The organism is Bacillus pumilus, assembly GCF_003431975.1.
Lineage (GTDB): Bacteria > Bacillota > Bacilli > Bacillales > Bacillaceae > Bacillus > Bacillus pumilus_N.
Window position 1 is genome coordinate 3,345,953 of record NZ_CP027116.1, and the last position, 20,223, is coordinate 3,366,175.

The 20,223-nt window shown below is 40.4% G+C and carries 21 protein-coding genes and 1 other annotated feature; of the genes, 4 read left to right on the forward strand and 17 right to left on the reverse strand.

The window, feature by feature from the left end:
- Nucleotides 1-25 precede the first annotated feature (25 nt).
- Nucleotides 26-1,018, forward strand: coding sequence for a glycosyltransferase family 2 protein (locus tag C5695_RS17355; RefSeq protein WP_117731940.1), 993 nt, complete (start codon nucleotides 26-28; stop codon nucleotides 1,016-1,018).
- Between the two features lie 45 nt (nucleotides 1,019-1,063).
- Here C5695_RS17355 and C5695_RS17360 read toward each other — a convergent pair whose 3' ends face one another.
- Complete coding sequence (locus C5695_RS17360) at nucleotides 1,064-2,413, reverse strand: amino acid permease (protein ID WP_117731942.1); 1,350 nt, start codon at nucleotides 2,411-2,413, stop codon at nucleotides 1,064-1,066.
- Between the two features lie 76 nt (nucleotides 2,414-2,489).
- Nucleotides 2,490-2,714, reverse strand: a binding site (T-box leader).
- 89 nt (nucleotides 2,715-2,803) lie between these two features.
- The gene (locus C5695_RS17365; protein ID WP_117731944.1) at nucleotides 2,804-3,478 is read right to left on the reverse strand and encodes an NAD(P)H-dependent oxidoreductase; all 675 of its coding nucleotides are present in this window, start codon (nucleotides 3,476-3,478) and stop codon (nucleotides 2,804-2,806) included.
- A gap of 710 nt (nucleotides 3,479-4,188) precedes the next feature.
- Here C5695_RS17365 and C5695_RS17370 point away from each other — a divergent pair.
- Nucleotides 4,189-4,734 carry a hypothetical protein gene (locus tag C5695_RS17370; RefSeq protein ID WP_117731946.1) on the forward strand — a complete coding sequence of 182 codons (546 nt, stop codon included), beginning with the start codon at nucleotides 4,189-4,191 and terminating at the stop codon, nucleotides 4,732-4,734.
- 19 nt (nucleotides 4,735-4,753) lie between these two features.
- Nucleotides 4,754-5,071 carry a hypothetical protein gene (locus C5695_RS17375; RefSeq protein WP_117731948.1) on the forward strand — a complete coding sequence of 106 codons (318 nt, stop codon included), beginning with the start codon at nucleotides 4,754-4,756 and terminating at the stop codon, nucleotides 5,069-5,071.
- A 106-nt stretch (nucleotides 5,072-5,177) separates the two neighbouring features.
- Here the strand turns inward: C5695_RS17375 and C5695_RS17380 are convergent, their stop codons facing one another.
- A complete protein-coding gene (locus C5695_RS17380) occupies nucleotides 5,178-5,405 on the reverse strand; it encodes a helix-turn-helix domain-containing protein (RefSeq protein ID WP_117731950.1) in 228 nt (75 codons plus the stop codon).
- A gap of 289 nt (nucleotides 5,406-5,694) precedes the next feature.
- Complete coding sequence (locus tag C5695_RS20695) at nucleotides 5,695-5,838, reverse strand: hypothetical protein (RefSeq protein WP_187441809.1); 144 nt, start codon at nucleotides 5,836-5,838, stop codon at nucleotides 5,695-5,697.
- Nucleotides 5,839-5,974: 136 nt separating this feature from the next.
- Here C5695_RS20695 and C5695_RS17390 point away from each other — a divergent pair, with 136 nt between their 5' ends.
- Complete coding sequence (locus C5695_RS17390) at nucleotides 5,975-6,358, forward strand: hypothetical protein (protein ID WP_117731952.1); 384 nt, start codon at nucleotides 5,975-5,977, stop codon at nucleotides 6,356-6,358.
- Nucleotides 6,359-6,384: 26 nt separating this feature from the next.
- Here the strand turns inward: C5695_RS17390 and C5695_RS17395 are convergent, their stop codons facing one another.
- The 13 genes from C5695_RS17395 to gp17 form a co-directional block, all read right to left on the reverse strand.
- Nucleotides 6,385-7,185, reverse strand: a complete 801-nt coding sequence (locus tag C5695_RS17395) for a peptidoglycan recognition protein family protein (protein WP_117731954.1) — start codon at nucleotides 7,183-7,185, stop codon at nucleotides 6,385-6,387.
- Nucleotides 7,186-7,245: 60 nt separating this feature from the next.
- Nucleotides 7,246-7,509, reverse strand: a complete 264-nt coding sequence (locus tag C5695_RS17400; RefSeq protein WP_117731956.1) for a phage holin — start codon at nucleotides 7,507-7,509, stop codon at nucleotides 7,246-7,248.
- A gap of 23 nt (nucleotides 7,510-7,532) precedes the next feature.
- On the reverse strand, nucleotides 7,533-7,745 hold the full coding sequence (locus tag C5695_RS17405) for a BhlA/UviB family holin-like peptide (protein ID WP_073206560.1): 213 nt from the start codon (nucleotides 7,743-7,745) through the stop codon (nucleotides 7,533-7,535).
- Between the two features lie 39 nt (nucleotides 7,746-7,784).
- Nucleotides 7,785-7,931, reverse strand: a complete 147-nt coding sequence (locus C5695_RS17410) for an XkdX family protein (protein WP_106038152.1) — start codon at nucleotides 7,929-7,931, stop codon at nucleotides 7,785-7,787.
- Nucleotides 7,928-8,203 carry a hypothetical protein gene (locus C5695_RS17415; RefSeq protein WP_117731225.1) on the reverse strand — a complete coding sequence of 92 codons (276 nt, stop codon included), beginning with the start codon at nucleotides 8,201-8,203 and terminating at the stop codon, nucleotides 7,928-7,930. Before C5695_RS17415 ends, C5695_RS17410 begins: the two co-directional genes overlap by 4 nt.
- Before the next feature lie 12 nt (nucleotides 8,204-8,215).
- Nucleotides 8,216-9,820: a BppU family phage baseplate upper protein gene (locus C5695_RS17420; RefSeq protein ID WP_117731958.1), complete on the reverse strand. Its 1,605-nt coding sequence runs from the start codon at nucleotides 9,818-9,820 to the stop codon at nucleotides 8,216-8,218.
- 11 nt (nucleotides 9,821-9,831) lie between these two features.
- Entirely contained in the window at nucleotides 9,832-11,697 is a 1,866-nt protein-coding gene (locus tag C5695_RS17425; RefSeq protein WP_117731960.1) for a right-handed parallel beta-helix repeat-containing protein, read from the reverse strand.
- Nucleotides 11,698-11,709: 12 nt separating this feature from the next.
- Nucleotides 11,710-13,587 carry a phage tail spike protein gene (locus C5695_RS17430; RefSeq protein ID WP_117731962.1) on the reverse strand — a complete coding sequence of 626 codons (1,878 nt, stop codon included), beginning with the start codon at nucleotides 13,585-13,587 and terminating at the stop codon, nucleotides 11,710-11,712.
- A 2-nt stretch (nucleotides 13,588-13,589) separates the two neighbouring features.
- Complete coding sequence (locus C5695_RS17435) at nucleotides 13,590-14,414, reverse strand: phage tail domain-containing protein (RefSeq protein ID WP_187441808.1); 825 nt, start codon at nucleotides 14,412-14,414, stop codon at nucleotides 13,590-13,592.
- Nucleotides 14,414-18,637 carry a phage tail tape measure protein gene (locus C5695_RS17440; RefSeq protein ID WP_117731966.1) on the reverse strand — a complete coding sequence of 1,408 codons (4,224 nt, stop codon included), beginning with the start codon at nucleotides 18,635-18,637 and terminating at the stop codon, nucleotides 14,414-14,416. The genes C5695_RS17435 and C5695_RS17440 overlap by 1 nt, the downstream gene beginning before the upstream one ends.
- Before the next feature lie 209 nt (nucleotides 18,638-18,846).
- Nucleotides 18,847-19,218: a phage tail assembly chaperone G gene (gpG, locus tag C5695_RS17445; RefSeq protein ID WP_117731969.1), complete on the reverse strand. Its 372-nt coding sequence runs from the start codon at nucleotides 19,216-19,218 to the stop codon at nucleotides 18,847-18,849.
- Nucleotides 19,218-19,841, reverse strand: a complete 624-nt coding sequence (locus C5695_RS17450) for a major tail protein (RefSeq protein WP_117731970.1) — start codon at nucleotides 19,839-19,841, stop codon at nucleotides 19,218-19,220. The genes gpG and C5695_RS17450 overlap by 1 nt, the downstream gene beginning before the upstream one ends.
- On the reverse strand, nucleotides 19,838-20,221 hold the full coding sequence (gene gp17 / locus C5695_RS17455) for a tail completion protein gp17 (RefSeq protein ID WP_117731973.1): 384 nt from the start codon (nucleotides 20,219-20,221) through the stop codon (nucleotides 19,838-19,840). Before gp17 ends, C5695_RS17450 begins: the two co-directional genes overlap by 4 nt.
- Nucleotides 20,222-20,223: the final 2 nt, after the last annotated feature.

A 20,223-nucleotide genomic window follows, 5' to 3' on the forward strand; every position in this document is an offset into this window, starting at 1 on the left:
TATTAAAAAGGAGGAACGATGACTGATGGAAAAGAACATACAATATTCTATTGTCGTCCCAGTCTATAATGAAGAACTTGTGATCCATGAATCGTATCAGCGCCTTAAAACCGTCATGGATTCGACAGGGGAAGCATATGAGCTTCTCTTCATCAATGACGGCAGCATGGATCGAACAGCTGAACTAATTAAAGGGTACTGTCAGACAGATCCGAATGTGAGACTCATTGATTTTTCTCGTAACTTTGGACATCAAATTGCAATTACAGCAGGAATGGATTATGCAAAGGGAGAAGCCGTCGTGGTAATTGATGCGGATTTACAAGATCCACCTGAATTGATTTTAGACATGATTCAAAAATGGAAGGAAGGCTACGAAGTCGTATACGCGGTCCGTACCAAACGAAAAGGCGAAACAGCTTTCAAAAAGTACACCGCTTCTCTTTTCTACAGGGTTCTACGACAAATCACCGAAGTAGATATTCCAATTGACACCGGTGACTTTAGATTGATGGATCGTAAAGTATGTCATGAAATGAGGAAAATACGTGAGAAAAATCCATTTGTGCGCGGCTTAGTGAGCTGGGTCGGCTTTAAACAAATTGCGGTAGAATACGTTCGGGATGAACGGCTGGCAGGAGAAACAAAGTACCCTCTCAAAAAGATGCTCAAGCTCTCGATGGATGGGATCACATCTTTTTCTTACAAACCTTTAAAGTTAGCTAGCGTGGCAGGCATTGTCCTTTCAGCTATTGGCTTCATTTCGATGTTTCTTGTTCTCTATTTAAAACTTTTTACAAACAGCACCATCACCGGGTGGAGCTCATTAATAGTCATTCAGCTATTCTTCAGCGGGATTATCCTCTTTATGTTAGGCATGATCGGAGAGTATATTGGCCGAATCTACGATGAAGCCAAGGACCGTCCGCTTTATATCGTCAGGGATAGCTACGGCCTTCAGGTAAAGCCACATCCAGTTCAATCCCCTGTTCATTTCAAGCAATATAAACAGCATTAAAAAAAGCGTGCGAGACCCTTCAAAAGGTCCTGCACGCTTTTTAAATTAGACGGCTGTTTCAAACCGTTTTCTATTAATGAAGAAAGAAAGTGTAATGATTAAATAAATGCCCATTGTGACCAGCGTTTGGACAATGGGTGTATTGGATACAACCCCGACAAAAATGGCAATGATCGCAATGACGGAAAACCATGTCGTGAATGGATACAGCTTCACGCGATATCCACCTGGCTGTGCGACGCTTCGAGATTTCAAATGACCGACCGCAATGATAAACCAGATGAATAAAACGGTATAACTTAAAGATCCCATCAAATAATTAAACGTTTGACTTCCTACAAAAAGAGAAATCAATACAGCTGCATACAAGGTAGATGTACATACAAGGATCGCTCGAACAGGCACCTGTTGTTTCGACAGCTTGTAGAATCCTTTCCATACACGGCCATCCATGGCCTGTGTATAAAGCACCCGTGATGAAGCATACAAGCCAGAGTTCATAGAAGACAAAATTGCTAGTAAGATAATGCCATTCATGATATCACTTGCATACGGTACCCCGATCGTTGCAAACACCGTGACGAATGGACTCACTTGCTCATTGTTTACTTGATTCCAAGGAATCAAGCTGACGATGATGAAGAACGGAAGTACATAGAAACCGATAATTCGTACAAATGTACTTTGAATGGCTTTTGGGATGACTTTCTCAGGGCTTTTCGTTTCTGCTAATGTGACCCCTATCATTTCAGTTCCACCATATGAATACACGACCACCAGCATTGCCGCAATTAAGCCGCCCGTTCCATTCGGGAAAAATCCTCCATGGTCAGTTAAATTGGATAACCCCGGTGCTGCATGTTGTCCGAATGAGAAAAACAGCATCGTTAGCCCAATGATAATAAATAATAGAATGACAGCAATTTTAATAGAGGCTAACCAGTACTCTGTCTCTGCAAACATTTTGACTGAACAAACATTGATCAATGTCACAACAAGTGAAATGATTAACACAAGCGTCCAAATCGGTACTTGCGGGAACCAATACTGAATAAAGATTGCAGACACGATCGCTTCTGCTGCGATGTTCAGCACCCACATTTTCCAGTAGATCCAGTCTAAGAAATAGGCAGGATATTTGCCTAACACAGGTTCAATTAAATCACGGAATGTTCTAGCACCTGGTCGTGCAACTGTCATTTCGGCAAGTCCTTGCATAATAAATAATAAAATAAGACCACCAATCATATATGCCAAAATGACAGCAGGACCCGCAATATCAATGGCAGAACTGCTTCCTTTAAACAGGCCAGCACCAATTGCCCCACCAAGCGCAAGCATCATAATATGCCTTGACGTCATTGTTCGTTTTAACTGTACATGTTCCTTTTCCATTTTCTATAGCTCCTTTTAAATTTGAATCTTCAGACAAAAATAAGATAAAAGCATATAAAAAGGCCAGTCATCTCCATGAAGAGACGACTGACCTTGCAACCGCGTTACCACTCTTATTGATTCAGTACTAGCTGAATCCAACTTGAAACCCGATAACGGAGGTCACACGTAAAGACTTATTATTCATTCAGTCTTACCGCTCTTTGAGCGAGTTCAATGATTCGTTTTACTGCGTTGCACCAACCCGCAGCTCTCTTAGAAAACGGATATTCATTTACTATTCTCAAGTCAAAGCGTTTATAGTCAATTTGTCTATTTATCAAAGATTTTATTTTTTAAATATACTGACTAACCACGCAATTGTCAACAGCCTTTTTCAGACATTCTCTTTTAACGAATCCAAACGGCTACTTCATCCATCGGACGGCGCGTTTTGCCGCGCTTTGGCTCAACGACTCGATACCCAAAGGCAGCCATGACAGAGATGTCGTACTGACCATCTTCAAGTAATCCTTCTTCCTCAAGCATACGATGAATCTCATCATAGCTGAATCCTTCAACAGGGCATGAATCGATGCCAATTTGTGCAGCGGCTGTCATCATATTTCCAAGAGCAATATACGTTTGTTTGGAAGCCCAATCGAAGAGCGTACGGTCAGTTTCCATCAAATGAAGATCATTCTCTTGGAATTGTTTGTAGCGTTCTTTGACCATTTCAAACGTTTCGTCTGTCATTCCTTTGATTTCCTTATTGATGTATTCTGCATATGCTGAATCATAGCGAGCGTCTGTTCTGGCCAAAATGATCACAAAGTGGCTAGCAGTTGGAAGCTGCTTTTGCGCCCCCCATGTGTACTCTTTTAATTTCTCTCTAAATGCTTCATTTTGAACGACGAGGAACTTCCAAGGCTCAAATCCGACAGAGCTTGGGGAAAGTCTTCCGGTTTCTAAAATGAACGCAAAATCATCTTCAGAAATCTTTTTCGTTGGATCAAACTCTTTTGTCGCATGACGGAATTCATATGCCTCAATGATGTCTTTTTTTAATTGCTCTTTGTCTCTCATGATCTTCATCCTTTCTAATAAACGATTAGGGTGTGTTTCATCAATCCAATTTCTTTCCATTCCTATATAGAAATTGTTATGATAAGAAAACAAACAGCCCGAATGTGTGATGTGATATCTCTATGGTAAAAGAAAAGCTTCCATTGATTCAAGTACGCACATTTTTGTTCGTTAGGCACAAATAGATGTTTCGTATGCAAACATTTATTCTCGTTTAAAAAAACGTTGTTCTAGCAACCTTCTTAAACATCACACAAGAACAAACGTTTGCAAACAAATGCAAATGAAAACATTCATATGGGGGAGTTTTGGGGGAAGTTTGGGGGAAGTTTTTTTAATGGACAGACGTAAAAGGAGCGTAAAATGAACATAAACAAAATAAGATCTTTCCTTTATAAGACATCAAAATACTTGGGTGACATTAACGCCGTTCAAAAGGGTACAGTAGGCAAGAGAATAGCTAGGAGAGCCGCAGGAAAGGCAACAGGAAGACTATTGGGGAAATTGTTCAAGTGACCACTTACATGAATGTGTAGGTGGTTTTTTTATGTAAATATCCCCTTTTTTAGGTGTGAGAAATAAGTAACACATCGAATGAAACAAAGACAAAAAGTTTGTGATTTAAATACTATTTCTTCTAATTTATGTAAAAATCATTTCATTTTGTGATATCCTCACTATTGAAAAATGATTAGAAAGGGAGTATTCGAATGAAAAAGTTTTTTGTTAAGATGTTGCTAGTTCTCATATCAGCAGCAGTATTTATTCCAACTACAGTTACACATGCAGCAGAAAAGGTTGAGCAGAAAGAAGATGTGGTAGTAGCTATCAATCCTACCGAACTTCAGAAAGAGCTTGCTCTAAGAAATGTACCACTAGATAAACAAGAAGCCTTACTTGAAGCTTTTAAAGCTATTGAGAATGCTAACAATGATCCACTTGCTACTACAAATGGACCGAAGAGTACAGGAATTAAAGCAGCTATAAAAATTCTGAAAGGATTAGCAAACAATGACTTTGCTCAATGGATGCTTTCTAGTATGTTTGGTAAAAAGGCAGTAAAAGGCACAGTAAAACACACAAACAAGATTATCAAACAAATAGAACATATTGTTGATACGCCCCAGAGAGCAGCTAAAAGAGCCAATGAACTTGTTTATGCGGAATTGAAAAAACATATGGACTCTGGGGTAGCACAAGGTATAGGTCATGTTGTAGAATACATCATTATTGTTGGTGACGCTTTAATATTATAATTGTGAAAGGACGTATACTATGGCAGATAATAAATTCGTTGAATTTCAGAAAAAAAATAATTTAGATTCTGATGATGAATTATTTTTGATTACGCTTAGTGGAGCTTTTTGTGATTTTGAAAATGACAAGGCTAGTGAAATTGGAAAGACTACCTTTATCAATCACTTTGGTGAGGAATTAAACCTTTCAGATATTGAAGGGAACACTAAAGAAGAATATGAAAAGATCATCGATCAATTTCTAAGCAAGAAGGACAAGAAGATCAATGTAGATGAACTTTTACAATCTTTTTATGCTGCAGATATGATGGATGGATTAAAAAAGAAATTCAATTAATGGCCTTCATTTGAAGGTCTTTTTTAATCCACAAAAAAAGCTCCTAAATTAATAGGAGCCGTAGTAGTATAACAAATCTGGAAGGAAAACCGATTACTAATTAAGTTTAATCATAAGGACGGTATTTCTTTCGCCCTTCTTCTAATTCTTTTTTTAAGACCTGTACATGTTGCAACAAAAATAAAGCAACTGTACCAACCTTTTTAACAGGTTTGAGCTTCCCAGAATTAATGAGGGCACTCAGACGTTGCCGAGTAACATCGAGTACCTCACAAACTTCTGCACTTGTTAGGACTTCTTCTTGAATAAACTTAACTTTTTCGTGTTCGTTCATTGCTTTTCTCTCCACATCATTATTAATCCTTTTAACAAGGTGATTACAACGGCTGCTAGTAATACAGTATTTGCAATTTTGCCTGATATACTCTGACTTGTTGTGTCAATTACAACGATGCCAGCAATCAATATTAGCATAACAGCAAAATCAGCTGTGCTATAGTGTTTAAAGTATTTTTTCATATCATTTGTGGACGTTGGGTTGTGTGCTTGTGGTATACTGATACACAAATTTGCAGTATACTATATAGAGAGTAAGGGGATTTCTCCCCTTTTCTCCTAGTTATTTAGCGCTTCTTGCTTGCTCGGCGGGAGCGCTTTTTCTTTTTCTTTCTATGCTTTTCGCTTTCCTTTGTCCATATATCGTATATATGTTTGACAATGGTTACGATACCAGCGATAGAAAGCACCCAATTTCTCACATCGTCCACTTTAGCACCTCCTTTCTATACTTTAATTATAGCATATCTATTTACAACCGTCAATAGATTATTTAATCTATGAACACTAAGCTATGTCTTCATTTATTTGTTATAATGTACATAACTTACTAAGGGGGTAGAAATATTGAAAGATTATACTGAAATATTGGAGATTGATACTAGAGATAAGGTGAATAAGTATCTTGAGGAAGGTTGGGAGATTATTGACACTCTTAAAATAAAATATCCTGAGCAGGATTTCTTGAAATTTGTTATTGGATATCCAGCTTCAAAAAAGATAGAAGATTTAAAAGCAATTATCAGACGATACGAAGAGGCAAATCTTAAAGTAGAACTTTTTAAAAGTATAGCTGATAATAATGGCCATGATTTTAATGAAATAGAAGAAGATTCAAACTACGGAGATAGTAATGCTACAACGGATTATATGAATTTCTATGAAAAAACGATGGGTAACGAAAAGCAATATAGTAAAAAATTAGAAACAAAACTTGATATAGAATTTTAAACCCCTCTTTTGAGGGGCTTTTTAATTTATTTTAAGAGTTTCTCTAGTTTAGCTTTAGTCTTTGGACCATAGATACCATCAGAAGTAAGCCCATGCATAAGCTGGAATCGTTTGACCGCATCCGCTGTTTTCGGTCCATAATAGCCGTCAATTCCGTTGTTTTTTGCCTTTTTATCCGGGTAGTAGTAAACCGCCGCTAGGGCTTGCTGTACGGCTTTTACTGCTGATCCCTTTGTAAGAGGCTTTGTAACTTTTAAAATGCCTGTTGGCAAACCATATGTCTTTTTAGCAGGCTTGGAAGCTGCTGTTTTGGATGGTGCTGCTTTTGTTGGTTTAACAGTCGGCTTTTTATTTGTGTGAGCAATGGCAATACCGGCTTTGAAGCTGTCCCAACGATTAAGCAGGCGGCGGGGACATTCTTTCCCACTCCAATGCTTATGAGGAACAACGTTTGCCAATGGAATCCCTTGTTCCTGCATTAACTGTCTAATAAGCCATTGAGCATTCTCGACCGCCTTCTCAAAATTGCCGTCTGCATTTTCACAAATTTCAATGCCGATCGACTTCATATTTCCCGTTCCTCTGCCGTCTCCTGCGTGCCATCCGTTTTCGTTTAACGGTAAATGCTGATAGATCACATTTTCGTCTACAGTGTAGTGCCAGCTTACCACTGTGCTAGATCGTTTTACGAACGCTGCGTGACTTGCTGCGTCTGCGCCCTTTGACTTGTTAGCTGTGTTATGAACCGTAATATATAAAGGCTTCATATAGTTACCTGGTCTGTTCCGGTTACTCTTTGAAATATAGTCTTGAATGATTTTTACCATTTTTCATCGTCTCCCTTAATGTTTTAGGTATTAAAAAAGAACCGCCTGGGGAAGCTCTTTTTATTTTGTTAATCCTTTTTGTTGTAGGACTTCTTTTTGTAACTTGCCTTTGTCAGTCAAATAGTTGTTTTTGAACCATGCCATCAAGGTTGTGACAATTGTAAAAATCATTGAGAAGGCAAGGTACAATGTGTCAGCCAATGATGTGACTTGGTCCTCACTGATCGGCAAAACAGGTTTACCGACCATGATTAAAAATTGGTTGATTAATGCCATAAAAAGAAGCACCGTACGGATCACAGTGCCTTTGTCAAAGTTTTTCATATCAAAAATTCCTCTTTTCGTTTTTATTTTTGGTTTCTTTCAATTCGATCTAATTTTTCAATGACAACGTCATATTTTTCACTGAATTTTGCTAGTACGTCATTTTGTGCGTCAATTTGTTCGTTTAGCTTGTTCTCACGCTCTTTAGTTGTATTGAGGACATAAAACAACACCCAACAAAAAAGAACCGCAAACGGTCCCTGTGTCATTAAATACTGTGCAATATCCATTTCCATCAATCTCACCTTCTCCCACCATAAACATAAAAAATAAGCCTACACTTCGTATGGCTCACCTGTGATTTCCTCATATTGTTCGGGTGTGATTCTCCCGGCTGCTACGGTGTTATACACCATTTCTTTTGTCCATAATTCTCTATCATAAAAACCTTTGATTCTACTGAACCAATCGAAATCACTCACGATGGATCACCCCCTAATGCAAACAAGTAATAAAGCTCGGCAACTTGTTTCTCCATGAGGTCTATTTTTGACGGCTGCGGCTTTGGCTGCAAGCTCTCTATATACTCTTTGGATGCTGATTCAAACCACACTCTTTTTTTCTCGTCATACTCGGGAAGATACAACCCCTCTTGTGGTCGTACATCCGTAGCATTTTTCGGAATCTCTTCATAATCACTTATCACATCTTCGCCTAAATACATAAAATTTTCGTCATATAAAAAAATATGCATGTACCTTACCTCCTACCACAACGGAATAGATTCATTTATTTCAAATCTGCTTACAAAAGAATTATCGTGAGCAGACATCCCATCAAAACGCAAAGAACCATCTTTTTCTAATGTAAATCTAGCAGAGCCATAAGACCCTACCGTTGCACCGAGAAACACAGCTTTTGAAGCCGGTTTTTGAGTAAAACGGGCAATGACTGCATCATTCGCCGGGACTCCCTCAAACGATCCTCGAAGTAGTAAGTCATTTTGACGTATGGAGAATTGGAGAGGGTTTCCCGCAAATTGTTTTACTGTTCCAGCGACTAACGTTACCTGATTCCATGTGCTGATTGAATCATTATCCGTCAGCATCCGTTTCCATCCTCTGAACGATCCGTCCGTATGAGTCGTACCGAACCAATGTAAATTATCTCCACTTCTAACAATATGAAAGTATTTACGGTTGTTACTGTTATCAATAACATAAATATTGAACCAAGATGAATCGGTTTTACTCGGCATATTTACGACATTTGTACCAACGGCATAGTAACAACCGGACGGCAGCGTTAATATGTCCGTACCATTCGGCAACAATTGGCTTTGCCCTGTTTCAGATAGCAAATTATGATTGGAGAGTCTAGCCCATCCACTCCACACATTGTTGTTTAAATAGTTGGTGTAAATGTTGTTGATATAATCCGTTGCATATACCCATCCGAAAGTAGCTTTCCCGTCGGAAGACACATCTGTCATGTGGAAAAAACCTCTGAAAGATCGGTGGTTAGGCAAATCTTTTGATTTTGCTATTGCGTAAAAAGAGCCCATCCCTAGACCGTTATCAATCACGGCATCCAAAATGCTAACTGATGTGTCTTTAATTGAAATCAACGGAAAGCCCATATCGGTTGTGATTTTCTTTTGTTGAAAACCCGCCACAAGGTCTTTTGCCATTTTGAAAGCGCCGGCGGGTGTCTCGGCGTGATCGTCTGTATATTTTTTAGCTGCTGCAAGTGCTGCGTCTACTTTAGCTTTTGCGCCTTCTTTTGTTTCAAGCGCTTCGAGATCACCTAGTTTTTCTTTCAAATGCTCAAGCTGCTCTTGAAGCTCTTTGGTGATCTTATCAATGTTTCCTTGCATATCGTCAGTTCGCTTTTTTATATCCGCTTCAAGTTCTGCTGCTTTACGTTCTATTTCGGTTTTAAGAGTTTGAAAATCATCAATATAAAATTCCGCTGCCGGGGCAATGTCCTGGTCAATTAAATTGCGCTGAATATCAAATGTAAATTCGTGAATGGACAAGGCTTGTCCGTTCCGATAATACAAATTCAAGGACGCTTGAACCTTGCCGTATAGCTTTATTTCGTCATTGTCTAGTACGTATTCAGCTATTCCATCAACCTTGTCTATAAGAGAGATATTCCGAACGTTCTTTGATCCATTCTTGAATGATAGTACGAGTTTTCCGTCAACTGCTGAAAGAGGCAAAGGCACGCCATCTTTACGCAATTTGAAAATTAGCTTTGCTGTGCCTATATCTTGTGTAGAAAAAACGATTTTTGAATCGTACACGCTTTGATCATAGGCATCAACCACGAAAGGCAGCACGCCATTTTTAAAAAGTTGATTCGTCATGATTTCCCCCCTCAAGTGATATTTTCAACGGTACGAATAGGATCAACGCTTTTATCGTTTAATGCTGATACTTTCCCTGCACCTTTTAAACGGTTTCCATAGTGTTGAATGGATGAGCATTTGCTTGTTAAATACATACCGTACCTTCCCGTTTTCCCAATTGCTGTATTATTACGAACGGCGCTATTTTTCACGCCATCCATAAATAAAATAAAATCGTAATCATCACCACGCTTGCCCGCATTCATGATTGTATTTTTATCTACCTGTACATAATCAGAATCACCCGAGACAGATATACCCGAGAAACCGATCTCTTCAAGCGTGTTATCATCCACCGAAACATAATCGCAATTTCCTTCCTCGATCCGCACGCCATTCCCTTGAATGTCACGCCCTGTGTTGTGGTGAACCTTTCCCCGGGTGCTGCGTGTAACCAGTACGCCGTGGTGTCCAATGTTCTCCATATTGTTACCTTCAATAACAAAATGCTTCACATCTGAAACATGAATACCGTGCCTTGTCGTCCCGTCAATTTGATTGCCCTTAATAGCCACATGATCAATGGTTTGATACCCTTTACGGCCGTACACCTGTATTGCGTGGTCAACTGACATATTGATAAATTTGTTGTTTGTAATTGTGTGACGCTTTGTCTTGTTTACTCTGCCAGTCGGGTTTCCGTTTTTGTCTTGAGTATAAACGCTGCTGACGCTTGGCAATAACGTTCTAACGCCGCCGGAACAGTTTTCAAAAGTGTTACCGTCAACAAATACGTCTTGCCATTTGTTGCCCGATACCGCCCATTCTGTGCAATCGTAAACCTTGTTATTGAGGAATCTAATGCCTGAATAAAGAACACCGTCAGTGCTTGTATGTGAATCAATCGCTCTAGGATAGCCTCCAAGCTCTGCGGATTTTCTAATCTTACAGTTTTGCATGGTGATGTTTCGTGTTGGCGTATGATCATAGGCACCAAAAGCGCCAAAATTGCTAGCTGAACGCATTAAATCAACTTGAACAGCTGCCGAAAACCATCTGTCCCCTACATAGTCCGCAAACCCTTCGAATGTCACATTGTCGATCATCACGTTTTCATTGCCCGCACAATCAAGAGCGTGTCCCCCGCAAACATTTTTCAATGTGAGATCTCGCATGATAATGCCGGATGCATGAGCGAACCCAAAAATAGAACACTGTTGCTTGATCTCGTGTCCCATGCTGTCGATTGTTCCTTGTCCGTCAATGATCAAGTTTCCGTGCCCGTTGTACCCGGTGAAACTTTCATTTGAATCACCATTTACAAACATGCTACCAACAAAGCCACGCTTGATCGTTGCCCCTGCCTGTAAAGTGATATGCGTATTTTTATAAATCCTCACCCGTTCCCGCAGCGTATAGCCTCCTGGGGGAATATAAAGCCAAATAGGACGATTTTTTGACAAATCAAGTGCAGCTTGAAGAGCTTTAGTAAAGTTGCCGTATTTGTTTAGAAACGGCTGCAAAGACACAACCGAAAGCATGTCATTGACCTTCTTTTCAAATTGATCGAAGTCATATTCAAGACGATCATTCAAAGTCGGATGAATGGTCGCATCAAGCGCAACCCTTCCGTCCACAACCTCTTTTACATCATCGCCATCATGATTGACGATCAGATTAACAAGACGTGACCAATAACTATTAAGCCAATGTGCAACGCTTTTCCCTCGATGCGTAATATGCTCGGCTTTGTGTGCCGTCTCGCTTTGTTGGTGCCTCTCATCTGCTCTATTCAATTCATTCAAAGCATTTTCAGTGGTGCGGGCATTGTCATTCAGCTCTTGTATTAATTTTGAATGTGGGCTAGGCGTGTGCTGTTTCTTCAAATTAAACATGTGATCACCTTCTTAATAGCCGACAATACCAACCGATATTTTTGAAGTATCGGGCACTTGATCCGGCTTTATTTTTTTTCCACTCTGAAAAAAGGAAATGATGAATGTATCAGTTTGATTGTCTTCATAGTCAATTGAAGGCGTGATCCCGTTCTGTTTAAGCAGCGACGAGCCGTCTACAGTCGCATAAACCATTTCATAATTTTCAGGTGTTTCAAATATTAAATCGCTTCCGTCTATATACACATCACCAGCAGAAGAACCCCACGATCCACCTTTAAAGACCAAACTAAAACCCGCATTTTGCGGGCTGCCTGTTTTTCCTTTTTCAATTAGATCGGACAATTCGCTTTTTGCTGCTTGAATTTGAGCAAATAAACTATTTTTTTGTTCCTTGATATAACGCTCTTGATTTCTGATTCTTCGCCTGTCTTCAAGCTGCAAATCAAACATGTCCTTCTGAACATTTGTAAAAGTCACATCAGGTTTCTCGGTCGAGTCTAAAGGGTTATAAGTCATGCTGACGGCTCTTACATCATCTTCAAACGTGATACCATGTTCAGGTGTATCGGCTATAACATGCAGCGTGTCACCCTTGTTGAGTTCATCCTCTAACCCTTTTAGCTCTTCAATTTCAAATTCCTCAAAATCAATTGACACGGTCACTTCCGGGAATGGATTGACTTTTTCTTTCAAAAGAGTGTTCATATCTTCTGCCTTTGTAACGGCATCATCTTTAATTGGTTCGGCCCATGTGGGCTGCCCGTCAATTAAAAAATCCTTCTCGTTTGGATGAACGAAAAGGACCGGCTCAAATACATATTTTTCATTTTCATTTTTATATTCCCGATATGTTTCAATCACGTTGTCTCTTAATAGATACATAGTCGGTGCCGCTGTTTTCTTCCCTTTTGTATTGGGATTTTTGCTGTCTTTTCCTTTGAATGTAGCCACGACTTTATGTTTTTTATGCTCAAGACCTCTAATGACTTTTATCGTTTCTTTTTTAGGTGATTGATCTTTATAAACGCTGATCGTTTTCGTCTTATCGTCATCAATCTTAAATTCCCATTTACCGCCTAGTTTTGAAGTTAAGGTAACAAATCGGAATCCGGTCCCCGTGAAAGAAAAAGTAAAAGTGGCACCAGGCTTATTCGTAAAATCAGCTTTCAAAGAATTGTCAAAAGACCACGTACCGGTTTTGCTCTCATAACCCATAGCGCTTTCACTTATCGTGTCTTTTTCTTCTTTTTGCTTGCCGAAGCCTCTACCCCTTGTGGCCGTGTTATCTTCTGAAATAGTGACAGTAAGACCGTTTATATTCGCTCTAGTATCAAGCGTTTTATTGATTTTCTTTCCTATTTTCTTGTGTATATAAATCTCGTAATTATTTACATCAAGCTCAATTTTATAACTTGAAATAATCGTATCTATCAGTTCAATAGAAAATGCATCGCCAAACCCTTCATTTTTGATAGGTTTGATGTCTTTCGCATCATCCATAATTTTGAACGTGAATTTACTCCCTTTCAAGGCATGAGCAAACGCCTTTTCTAGTGTTAATTCACCTTGAATAACCTCATCTACTCTGTTTTTTGATAGCAAAAAAGCATAAATATGAGTAGCCGAAACACTTTTAGACAATACATTACCATCTTGAGATTTTGAAAAATTTCGGATAACGTATTTTTGCCGCTTGTGTACCCTTTCATCTACAATTAGAAGGTTTCTCCCGACCAATGCCTCAAAAGATATAGGATCAGTAAAGCCCGCTTCAATCTGTAGTTCCATTGTCTTTTTGCCATCAATTCCATCCGTTATACGCGGGCTGCTGCCGACTATTTCATATTCTTGTTTTGTTCCTTTATCCTGGACAAAAAGCTGGTTCATGCTTAACCTCCTTTGTAGTAAAAATGAGTAATAAATTCAATATCAATAAACGTAGCGCCTGTGATAACAAAATCATTTTTTCCTGGTACAAGTTCAGGGAAACGACCTTTTCTTTCAATAGCTTGTGAACCTTTAAAAACATACTGCTTTATCACGTTCAGCAAATTGTTTTTTGATTGAGTGCCTACTAATGTAATAAATTCGCCTGTTGTTTTGTTCTCAATTTTTATGTCTGTTCCAGCCAAAAACATATTGACTGTATACTCATGATCAATAGGTGACAGTCTCACATCACCATAGTTATAAACAGAAAAAGCCCTTTCTTTAAATCGAAAAGGCTGCTCTCTATAACGTTCAAAATTTCTTCCCATGAATCTCTCACTTTGCAATTCCTGTGGTGATCGGCTATCATGCACCGACTGTGAACACCCTTCAATGGCCGTAAGCGTGATTGTAAAAGTTCCACCCGTTTTCCCCTGCTCCTGACCAATGGTATATGCGTCATCACACACAACAAGCCATTTTCTTTCAGGCCGAAACGTACATATGATTTCGTATGGATCGGGCCGGCCAAGATATTCATATACTTCCGATCTTACTAGATAAAAATGTTCTGCGTTTGCTGCGTCTATTGTAAGATCAACAAGTATTTTTCTTTCTTTCAAACGTGTAAAACGACTCTTTCTTTGCGTCTGAATACCGTGCCGGCTCGAATTTGTAAAGTTTTTTCTATCGAATGACGGCGCTTCGGGTTCAAAGGATGTTAGAAAGACATTGGGGAAGACATCATTTAAACGCTCCCCGTCAATAATAAGATCAAATTCCATCACCATCCCCCCATCAATACCGCTTTATCTTGAAGCTGCTTCATACCGATTTTATTCATGACTTTTGCAAATGTTTTTTCGCCAACCTTGATGACACCGCCAGTGCTGACAATTTCACGTAAAAGCTCGTTTTGTTCTTGTAATAATGCGTTTGTTGTATCTTGTCTTGATGTCATCGGCTCCAAATTCATCCCGCTTGGTGCAGACTGTGGATTGACACCTAATTCAGCGCCAGCACGAGCCCAAATTGCTAGGCTCCTTTCACGATATGACGGGTCTGTTGTAATGATATGTTCGTCATATCCTCTTTCATTTAGTGCAGCTAGTTTGGTGCCTCCTGCCCCTGGGGAAACGCCGCCCGCTGCGTAGCCAATATATTTCCCGCCTTTACTCATATTCACAAGACCAGGATGTCTATTGATCCCCCCGTAACGACTGTTGAGATAATTTATCGCAGCTAGTATTTGATGAACAGGATTTCTTATATCTGTGAAGCCCTTTTTTGCGTGCGCTGCAAATGTAGAAGGGATAAACTGCATAAGCCCTTGTGACGGGTGCCCCGCTTTTGCATTGCTATCCCAATTGTTTACGACGGTCGGGTTTCCTCCCGATTCCTTCATCGCAATTGTCTGTAAAGCTCCTGCGAAAGAAGGAGAAATACCCGCAATTGAAATGGCTTGAGCCACCCATCTTTTCACGTTTTCAGTAGCGTTACCGCCACCAAAGAAAGAACCAATGGAACCTATGAGAGAATCAACACCACTAAAGGCAAGTTTTGCAATGGCTTCTACCGGGCTGCCGCTCACATTCGTGAACCATGATGGAATTAAACCATCATTCAAACCGAATTTTTCAGCAGCCTTATTCCAAAGGAATTTCGGTCCTTTCATGATCCAATCAAAATAGTCTCCTACACCATTTTCATATCCAGGCATCCCATGACGTTTTAAAACACGTTCGGTTTCCTTGTTCGGAAGAACGGATGACCCTTTTCTTAAATAGCGCAGCTCTGGGCCGGAATTTCCTGACACATAGGTTCCGACTCCTGGTTCATGAATTAATTCTCGACCCTTTTCACTCGTAACCGCAAGCCCGCCCGGGTGCCCTGTTGCTGGCGTGCCTTTTGCATAAGCTCGGTTTTCTAAATACTTCCCCTTGCCGTCTGTGCCTAACTTTGGCGGGTTAGATTTTTTCTTTTTCTTATCTCCTCCACCGAAGAGACCTTGAATCCAGTTCCAAGCATTATTAACAATATCCATCATTTTTTCCCAACCGGTTTTTACTTCTCCAGTTTCGGTATTGATTTCATCAGCGTGATCCCCAGCTTGTTTTCTCGCTTCTTTGACTACTTTTTTATGCATGTCCTTTGCTGCTGAAACAGAATCGTCACGCTGTCTTTTCGCCTCTTTAATAAGTTTGTTAGCTTGTTTTGTAGATATCGATCCCGTTTCATCACGTTCCCGGACAACGGCAGCAACCGTTTTATTATATTTATCATCAGCCTCTTTCACTGCGCCGTCTTTTGCTTTGATGCTGTTTTTAATGGTGTCCGCTGCTTGTCTCGCCGTGATACTTTTAGATTCTGTTTGTAGTTTACTCATAATTGCTTTTTGTTCAACTTCACTTTTACTCATTGTTTTAACGGCCGTTGTCATCATGCTCTTTTGAATATTATTGATCGTTGTTTTTTCTTTTTGAGTAAGGTTTCTTTTCTCTGAACTTGCTTGGGTTAAGATCGCTTTTATCTTCGCTTCGCCATCGCTCACGGCTTTTACTTGCTCATTCTGTTTCTTTTTAACATTGTTTAAAATGGCTTCCTGTTCTTTTTGAGAAAGGCTTTTGCTGCCGGACATGAATTTGCTAAGTGATTCAAAACTTTGATTCCCTTTCGTTTCAATGCTTTGTTTTATCTGATCACCCATTGTATTGAAATTCTTCACGATGTTATCGGCTGTTTCTTTAGTTACCTTTTGCCCTGACCAATTCAGCTGGTTTAGTTGTGCGGTTGCTTGATCATTTAATTTCTTATAACCAAGAACCGATTTCGTGGTACTTTCAGAAACTTTTTCCCCGAAGTCCTCAAGGGCTGGTATTTGCTCTTCTTTTAAATGCTTATATAGTTTATAACCGCCTTCAGCTAATAAAGACACACCCGTCACAGCTAAACCGACCGGGCCGCCGAATGCAGACATACCCACTCTTGCAACGCTTGCAACTCGGGCAACATTCCCAAGACTTTTAACCACACCTAGCGCCTTTGCACCAAACCCGGCAAATCTTCCAGCTGTTTGAGCTGTGCCAGTACCTAGACTAGATGCAGCAGTCGTGGCAACTCGGGCGCCTCCTCTGAAATTAAATAAAGATTGTGCGCCTTTTGCGATCTCCGGTGCGAACATCGTTGCAACACCTAACAATGAGCCCCATTTACCTCCAAAGGACATCATTGCAGTACCGGCAAGGCCTGACGCTCCACGTAAACCACGAAGCCCCCTTGTGTTCCTCGCCACGGCTGCATTACTGATATTCATTTGTGTAGCTGCGGCAGTATTTGCGGCGGCAAGTTGTGTTGTGGATGTCCGTGCAAGTGCTGCTTCTGCCCGATAACGGCCAAACGCAACCGCCCCCCTTCCTAATGCTCCCGTAACGGTCCCTATGCTGGAAACAACCAAACCCAGGGCAATGATAACAGGAGGAAAAGCAGCAGCCAATAAACCAGCAATGACGATGGTATTTTGCATTGAAGGTGTTAAGCCTTGAAACCATTTTGTGAAACGATCAACCGCATCGCCAGCCTTATCCAGTGCCGGCTCGATTTTTTCTAGCAAGATTTCACCAATCGGCAAAAGGTTTGACATCAATTTACGGAAGGCCATAACAGCACGATCATTGAAATTATCCTTTATCGCTTTTCCTGCTTTTTCTGTGGCGCCTTCCACTTCTCCGAGCATGTCTTTTGTTGGGTCTAATGATGTCACGACTTTCCCCCGTAAATCCTCCCACATGGTACCAAAAAGAGCGACACCAGCCGCATCCCTGTCAAGTGGGTCTTTTACGGCCGCTATCGCTGAAACAGTTGCCATGAATGCCTTTTGACCTTTTTCTCCACCTTCTGCAATGGCCGTCCCCATCTTTTCAGCATCAAGGCCAATATCTTTGAACGCATTAACGGTACCCTTTGAACCGTCCTGTGCACGAATATTGAACTCTTTTACTGCGTCACCGACTTTATCCATGTTCCAAGCGCCATTTTTAGCACCTTGAAGCATGATGTTAAACATGCCTTCAATGGAAATACCAGCTGAACTAAACTGAGATGAATATTCACTCACGGTATCAAGAAGCTCGTTTGAATAGTCCCCGCCTTTTTGTGCGGCTACTGTGATTAAATCAAATGATTTCCCCACATCCACACCGTAATTATCCATGAGTGCTTTGGCCGCTCTCGTGCTTTCCGGTATTTCATATTCAAAGACATCTTTTAGAATGTTAGCTCTTTTTGTTGCTAGTTCAAGTTGATCCCCTTTGAGGTTTTGAAGATTTTTACGTGTATCGATGACACCTTGATTTACTTCCTCCATCGACTCACCGAAGCCAGATAGCCACATCTCTCTTGTGACCTTGTTTACCTCGGCTGCTTCTTTCTTGGTTAAGTTGAGGGAAGCAGCAATCTTCCCTTGTGCCTTTTCAACATCGGCCGCAGATTTAACAGCCATCACGCCAAGTGCGCTAACAGGTGCCGTAATTGCAGCGAATCCCACTTTTCCGATTGTTGACATCTTGTTTCCAGTTGATTGAAGACGCTCACCATATTCTTGCAAGCTGTTTCCGGCTCTTGTCCAAGCTGAATTTTGTGTATTTATTTGTAAGGTAGTTGATCGAAGAGCACGCTCAAGCTGATTATGGTTGGTTACTTCTCTATTGATTACTGTCGCCAGCTGTAAGGCTTCTTTAGAATTTTCACCTTTTTCCCTGGCTAACACTTCATACTTTTTCTTTAACTGCTCGATCTTGCTTCCCTGTAATTCATAAAGCTGTGAAAGGTCTTCTTGTTTGCGTCTAAGTTTTTCCGACTCGTCCCCAAAGTGTCCAAATTGGGAAGCAGTAGCCTTCATGCTACTTCTAACAAGGGCCATTTTTTCTGCTATATTTTCAATGCCCGCAGATGTCCCGCCATCATCAAAGCCTAAACGCATAATCATATTAGTCACTTCACTGGCTGCCATGCTCTCCCCTCCTTAAAACACTTTATCTATAGGCACGACTTTCGGTTTGCTTTCTTCTTCCTTGATTTCACTTTCCATTTTTGGCAAGTGTTCAAGAAGCTCAATATAAAAAGGGTAATCCATCTCATCAATTTGAGGGACGGACCACCCTTGACGCATTAGCTGCAAATATTGCGTTTTAATATTCTCGTACGCTTTTTCAAGCGTGATCAGTTTTGTTCCATTTGCTCTTTCATCAGCTTTTCCACTAGCTTTCCCAGGTCGTTTTCCGACTCTCTCGCCTCAATTTCTTCCCTGGATGGATAGCCTAAAAGCCCAACCCCGATAATATCGTATAAAACATCACGGAACCCAATGGCGTTTAAGCCTTCATCAAGCTGCTTTTTCGTGAACTTCTTTCCGAACACTTCCCAAATTAGATTAAGTTGCCGGGCTTCAATGTCTCCCGGGTCAATATCTTCTTTTTTGGCATCCAGTTCGATTTCAAGGGCCTTTCGTTTATATTTTAAAGACACAAATTCTTGATAAAATGTTTGATCATTTTGATCAATACGCAGCGTGATTTCTAACGGCTTCGACATTAAGCAGCACCTCCACTAGATTTAGTTGTATCTACTTTAGAAGAAGTACCGCCGCTTGTTTCTTCCAGCTGCGTAATATCAAATACCTCATCAAAGAATTTTTCACGATATTTTTCATAACCTTTTACGCTGCTGTCTCCTGTGATTTTGAAGACTTTATCACTCCGCTGAACAAAAGTTCCTTCGATACTTTCTTTTTGCGCTTCCGGCTTGTCCTCTTTTGTTTTCCAATCAGTGGATGGGATCGAGAAACGGCCTTTGACTAACCACACATGACGAACATTGCCGTCTTCTTTCGTTCCTGTGAACCCTAGTGCGATATAAGGCGGGATAGCGTCCTGTTTCCATGCAATAACACCATCTACAATCTTTTGGCCGGTAATGTGCGCCAATACTTCCGGCGGGATTTCAGTTGTCTCAATCGTCACTTTTGTTTCACCTGTAGATGAAAGCACAATGACAGGCCCGTTATCGGCATAAACCGTCGTTGAATCTGTGCTTGTGTCTACTTTCGCTGCGCATAGTGGTGCAAAGGGTTTTACCTCTCCATATTCAAAATTCTTTCCGTTTTCGGTTAAATCAGCATAAACAAGGTTTTCTAAACCCACAATGACTGTTGTCATGCTTTTTCCTCCTTTAATTTAACAATTGTTCTATATAAAAAAGCTCTTCTGAAAGCATTTCTTTCTATCTCGTTGAAAGAAGAAACCGTGATTCTTTTGCATCCCAGGGCTTTCATTTTTTGATCTACGGCTTGTTGAATAGCCGATATGCTTTCGCTCGCTTGAATCCAAATATTCACTTGTATGTCGATCTCTGAATGTGTTGCCTTGTTGTCTGAGTATTCGACATCTACATTGTCCATTTCAGCAACCAGGATATGCGGGAATTCCGCTTTAAATTCAAGTGGGAAGTCTCCTGCGAAAACTCTCCCTTCGGTCATTGATTGAATGGCCGGATCATCTAGCAAATGTTTCGTCACAATTGGCTCAAAATCAATCATGA

Excerpts from the sequence above, each read along its gene's own strand:
- C5695_RS17355 (WP_117731940.1), top strand. The coding sequence starts at position 26 with ATGGAAAAGAACATACAATATTCTATTGTCGTCCCAGTCTATAATGAA.
- C5695_RS17360 (WP_117731942.1), bottom strand. The coding sequence starts at position 2,413 with ATGGAAAAGGAACATGTACAGTTAAAACGAACAATGACGTCAAGGCAT.
- C5695_RS17365 (WP_117731944.1), bottom strand. The coding sequence starts at position 3,478 with ATGAGAGACAAAGAGCAATTAAAAAAAGACATCATTGAGGCATATGAA.
- C5695_RS17370 (WP_117731946.1), top strand. The coding sequence starts at position 4,189 with ATGAAAAAGTTTTTTGTTAAGATGTTGCTAGTTCTCATATCAGCAGCA.
- C5695_RS17375 (WP_117731948.1), top strand. The coding sequence starts at position 4,754 with ATGGCAGATAATAAATTCGTTGAATTTCAGAAAAAAAATAATTTAGAT.
- C5695_RS17380 (WP_117731950.1), bottom strand. The coding sequence starts at position 5,405 with ATGAACGAACACGAAAAAGTTAAGTTTATTCAAGAAGAAGTCCTAACA.
- C5695_RS17395 (WP_117731954.1), bottom strand. The coding sequence starts at position 7,185 with ATGGTAAAAATCATTCAAGACTATATTTCAAAGAGTAACCGGAACAGA.
- C5695_RS17400 (WP_117731956.1), bottom strand. The coding sequence starts at position 7,509 with ATGAAAAACTTTGACAAAGGCACTGTGATCCGTACGGTGCTTCTTTTT.
- C5695_RS17405 (WP_073206560.1), bottom strand. The coding sequence starts at position 7,745 with ATGGAAATGGATATTGCACAGTATTTAATGACACAGGGACCGTTTGCG.
- C5695_RS17415 (WP_117731225.1), bottom strand. The coding sequence starts at position 8,203 with ATGCATATTTTTTTATATGACGAAAATTTTATGTATTTAGGCGAAGAT.
- C5695_RS17420 (WP_117731958.1), bottom strand. The coding sequence starts at position 9,820 with ATGACGAATCAACTTTTTAAAAATGGCGTGCTGCCTTTCGTGGTTGAT.
- C5695_RS17425 (WP_117731960.1), bottom strand. The coding sequence starts at position 11,697 with ATGTTTAATTTGAAGAAACAGCACACGCCTAGCCCACATTCAAAATTA.
- C5695_RS17430 (WP_117731962.1), bottom strand. The coding sequence starts at position 13,587 with ATGAACCAGCTTTTTGTCCAGGATAAAGGAACAAAACAAGAATATGAA.
- C5695_RS17435 (WP_187441808.1), bottom strand. The coding sequence starts at position 14,414 with ATGGAATTTGATCTTATTATTGACGGGGAGCGTTTAAATGATGTCTTC.
- C5695_RS17440 (WP_117731966.1), bottom strand. The coding sequence starts at position 18,637 with ATGGCAGCCAGTGAAGTGACTAATATGATTATGCGTTTAGGCTTTGAT.
- gpG (WP_117731969.1), bottom strand. The coding sequence starts at position 19,218 with ATGTCGAAGCCGTTAGAAATCACGCTGCGTATTGATCAAAATGATCAA.
- C5695_RS17450 (WP_117731970.1), bottom strand. The coding sequence starts at position 19,841 with ATGACAACAGTCATTGTGGGTTTAGAAAACCTTGTTTATGCTGATTTA.
- gp17 (WP_117731973.1), bottom strand. The coding sequence starts at position 20,221 with ATGATTGATTTTGAGCCAATTGTGACGAAACATTTGCTAGATGATCCG.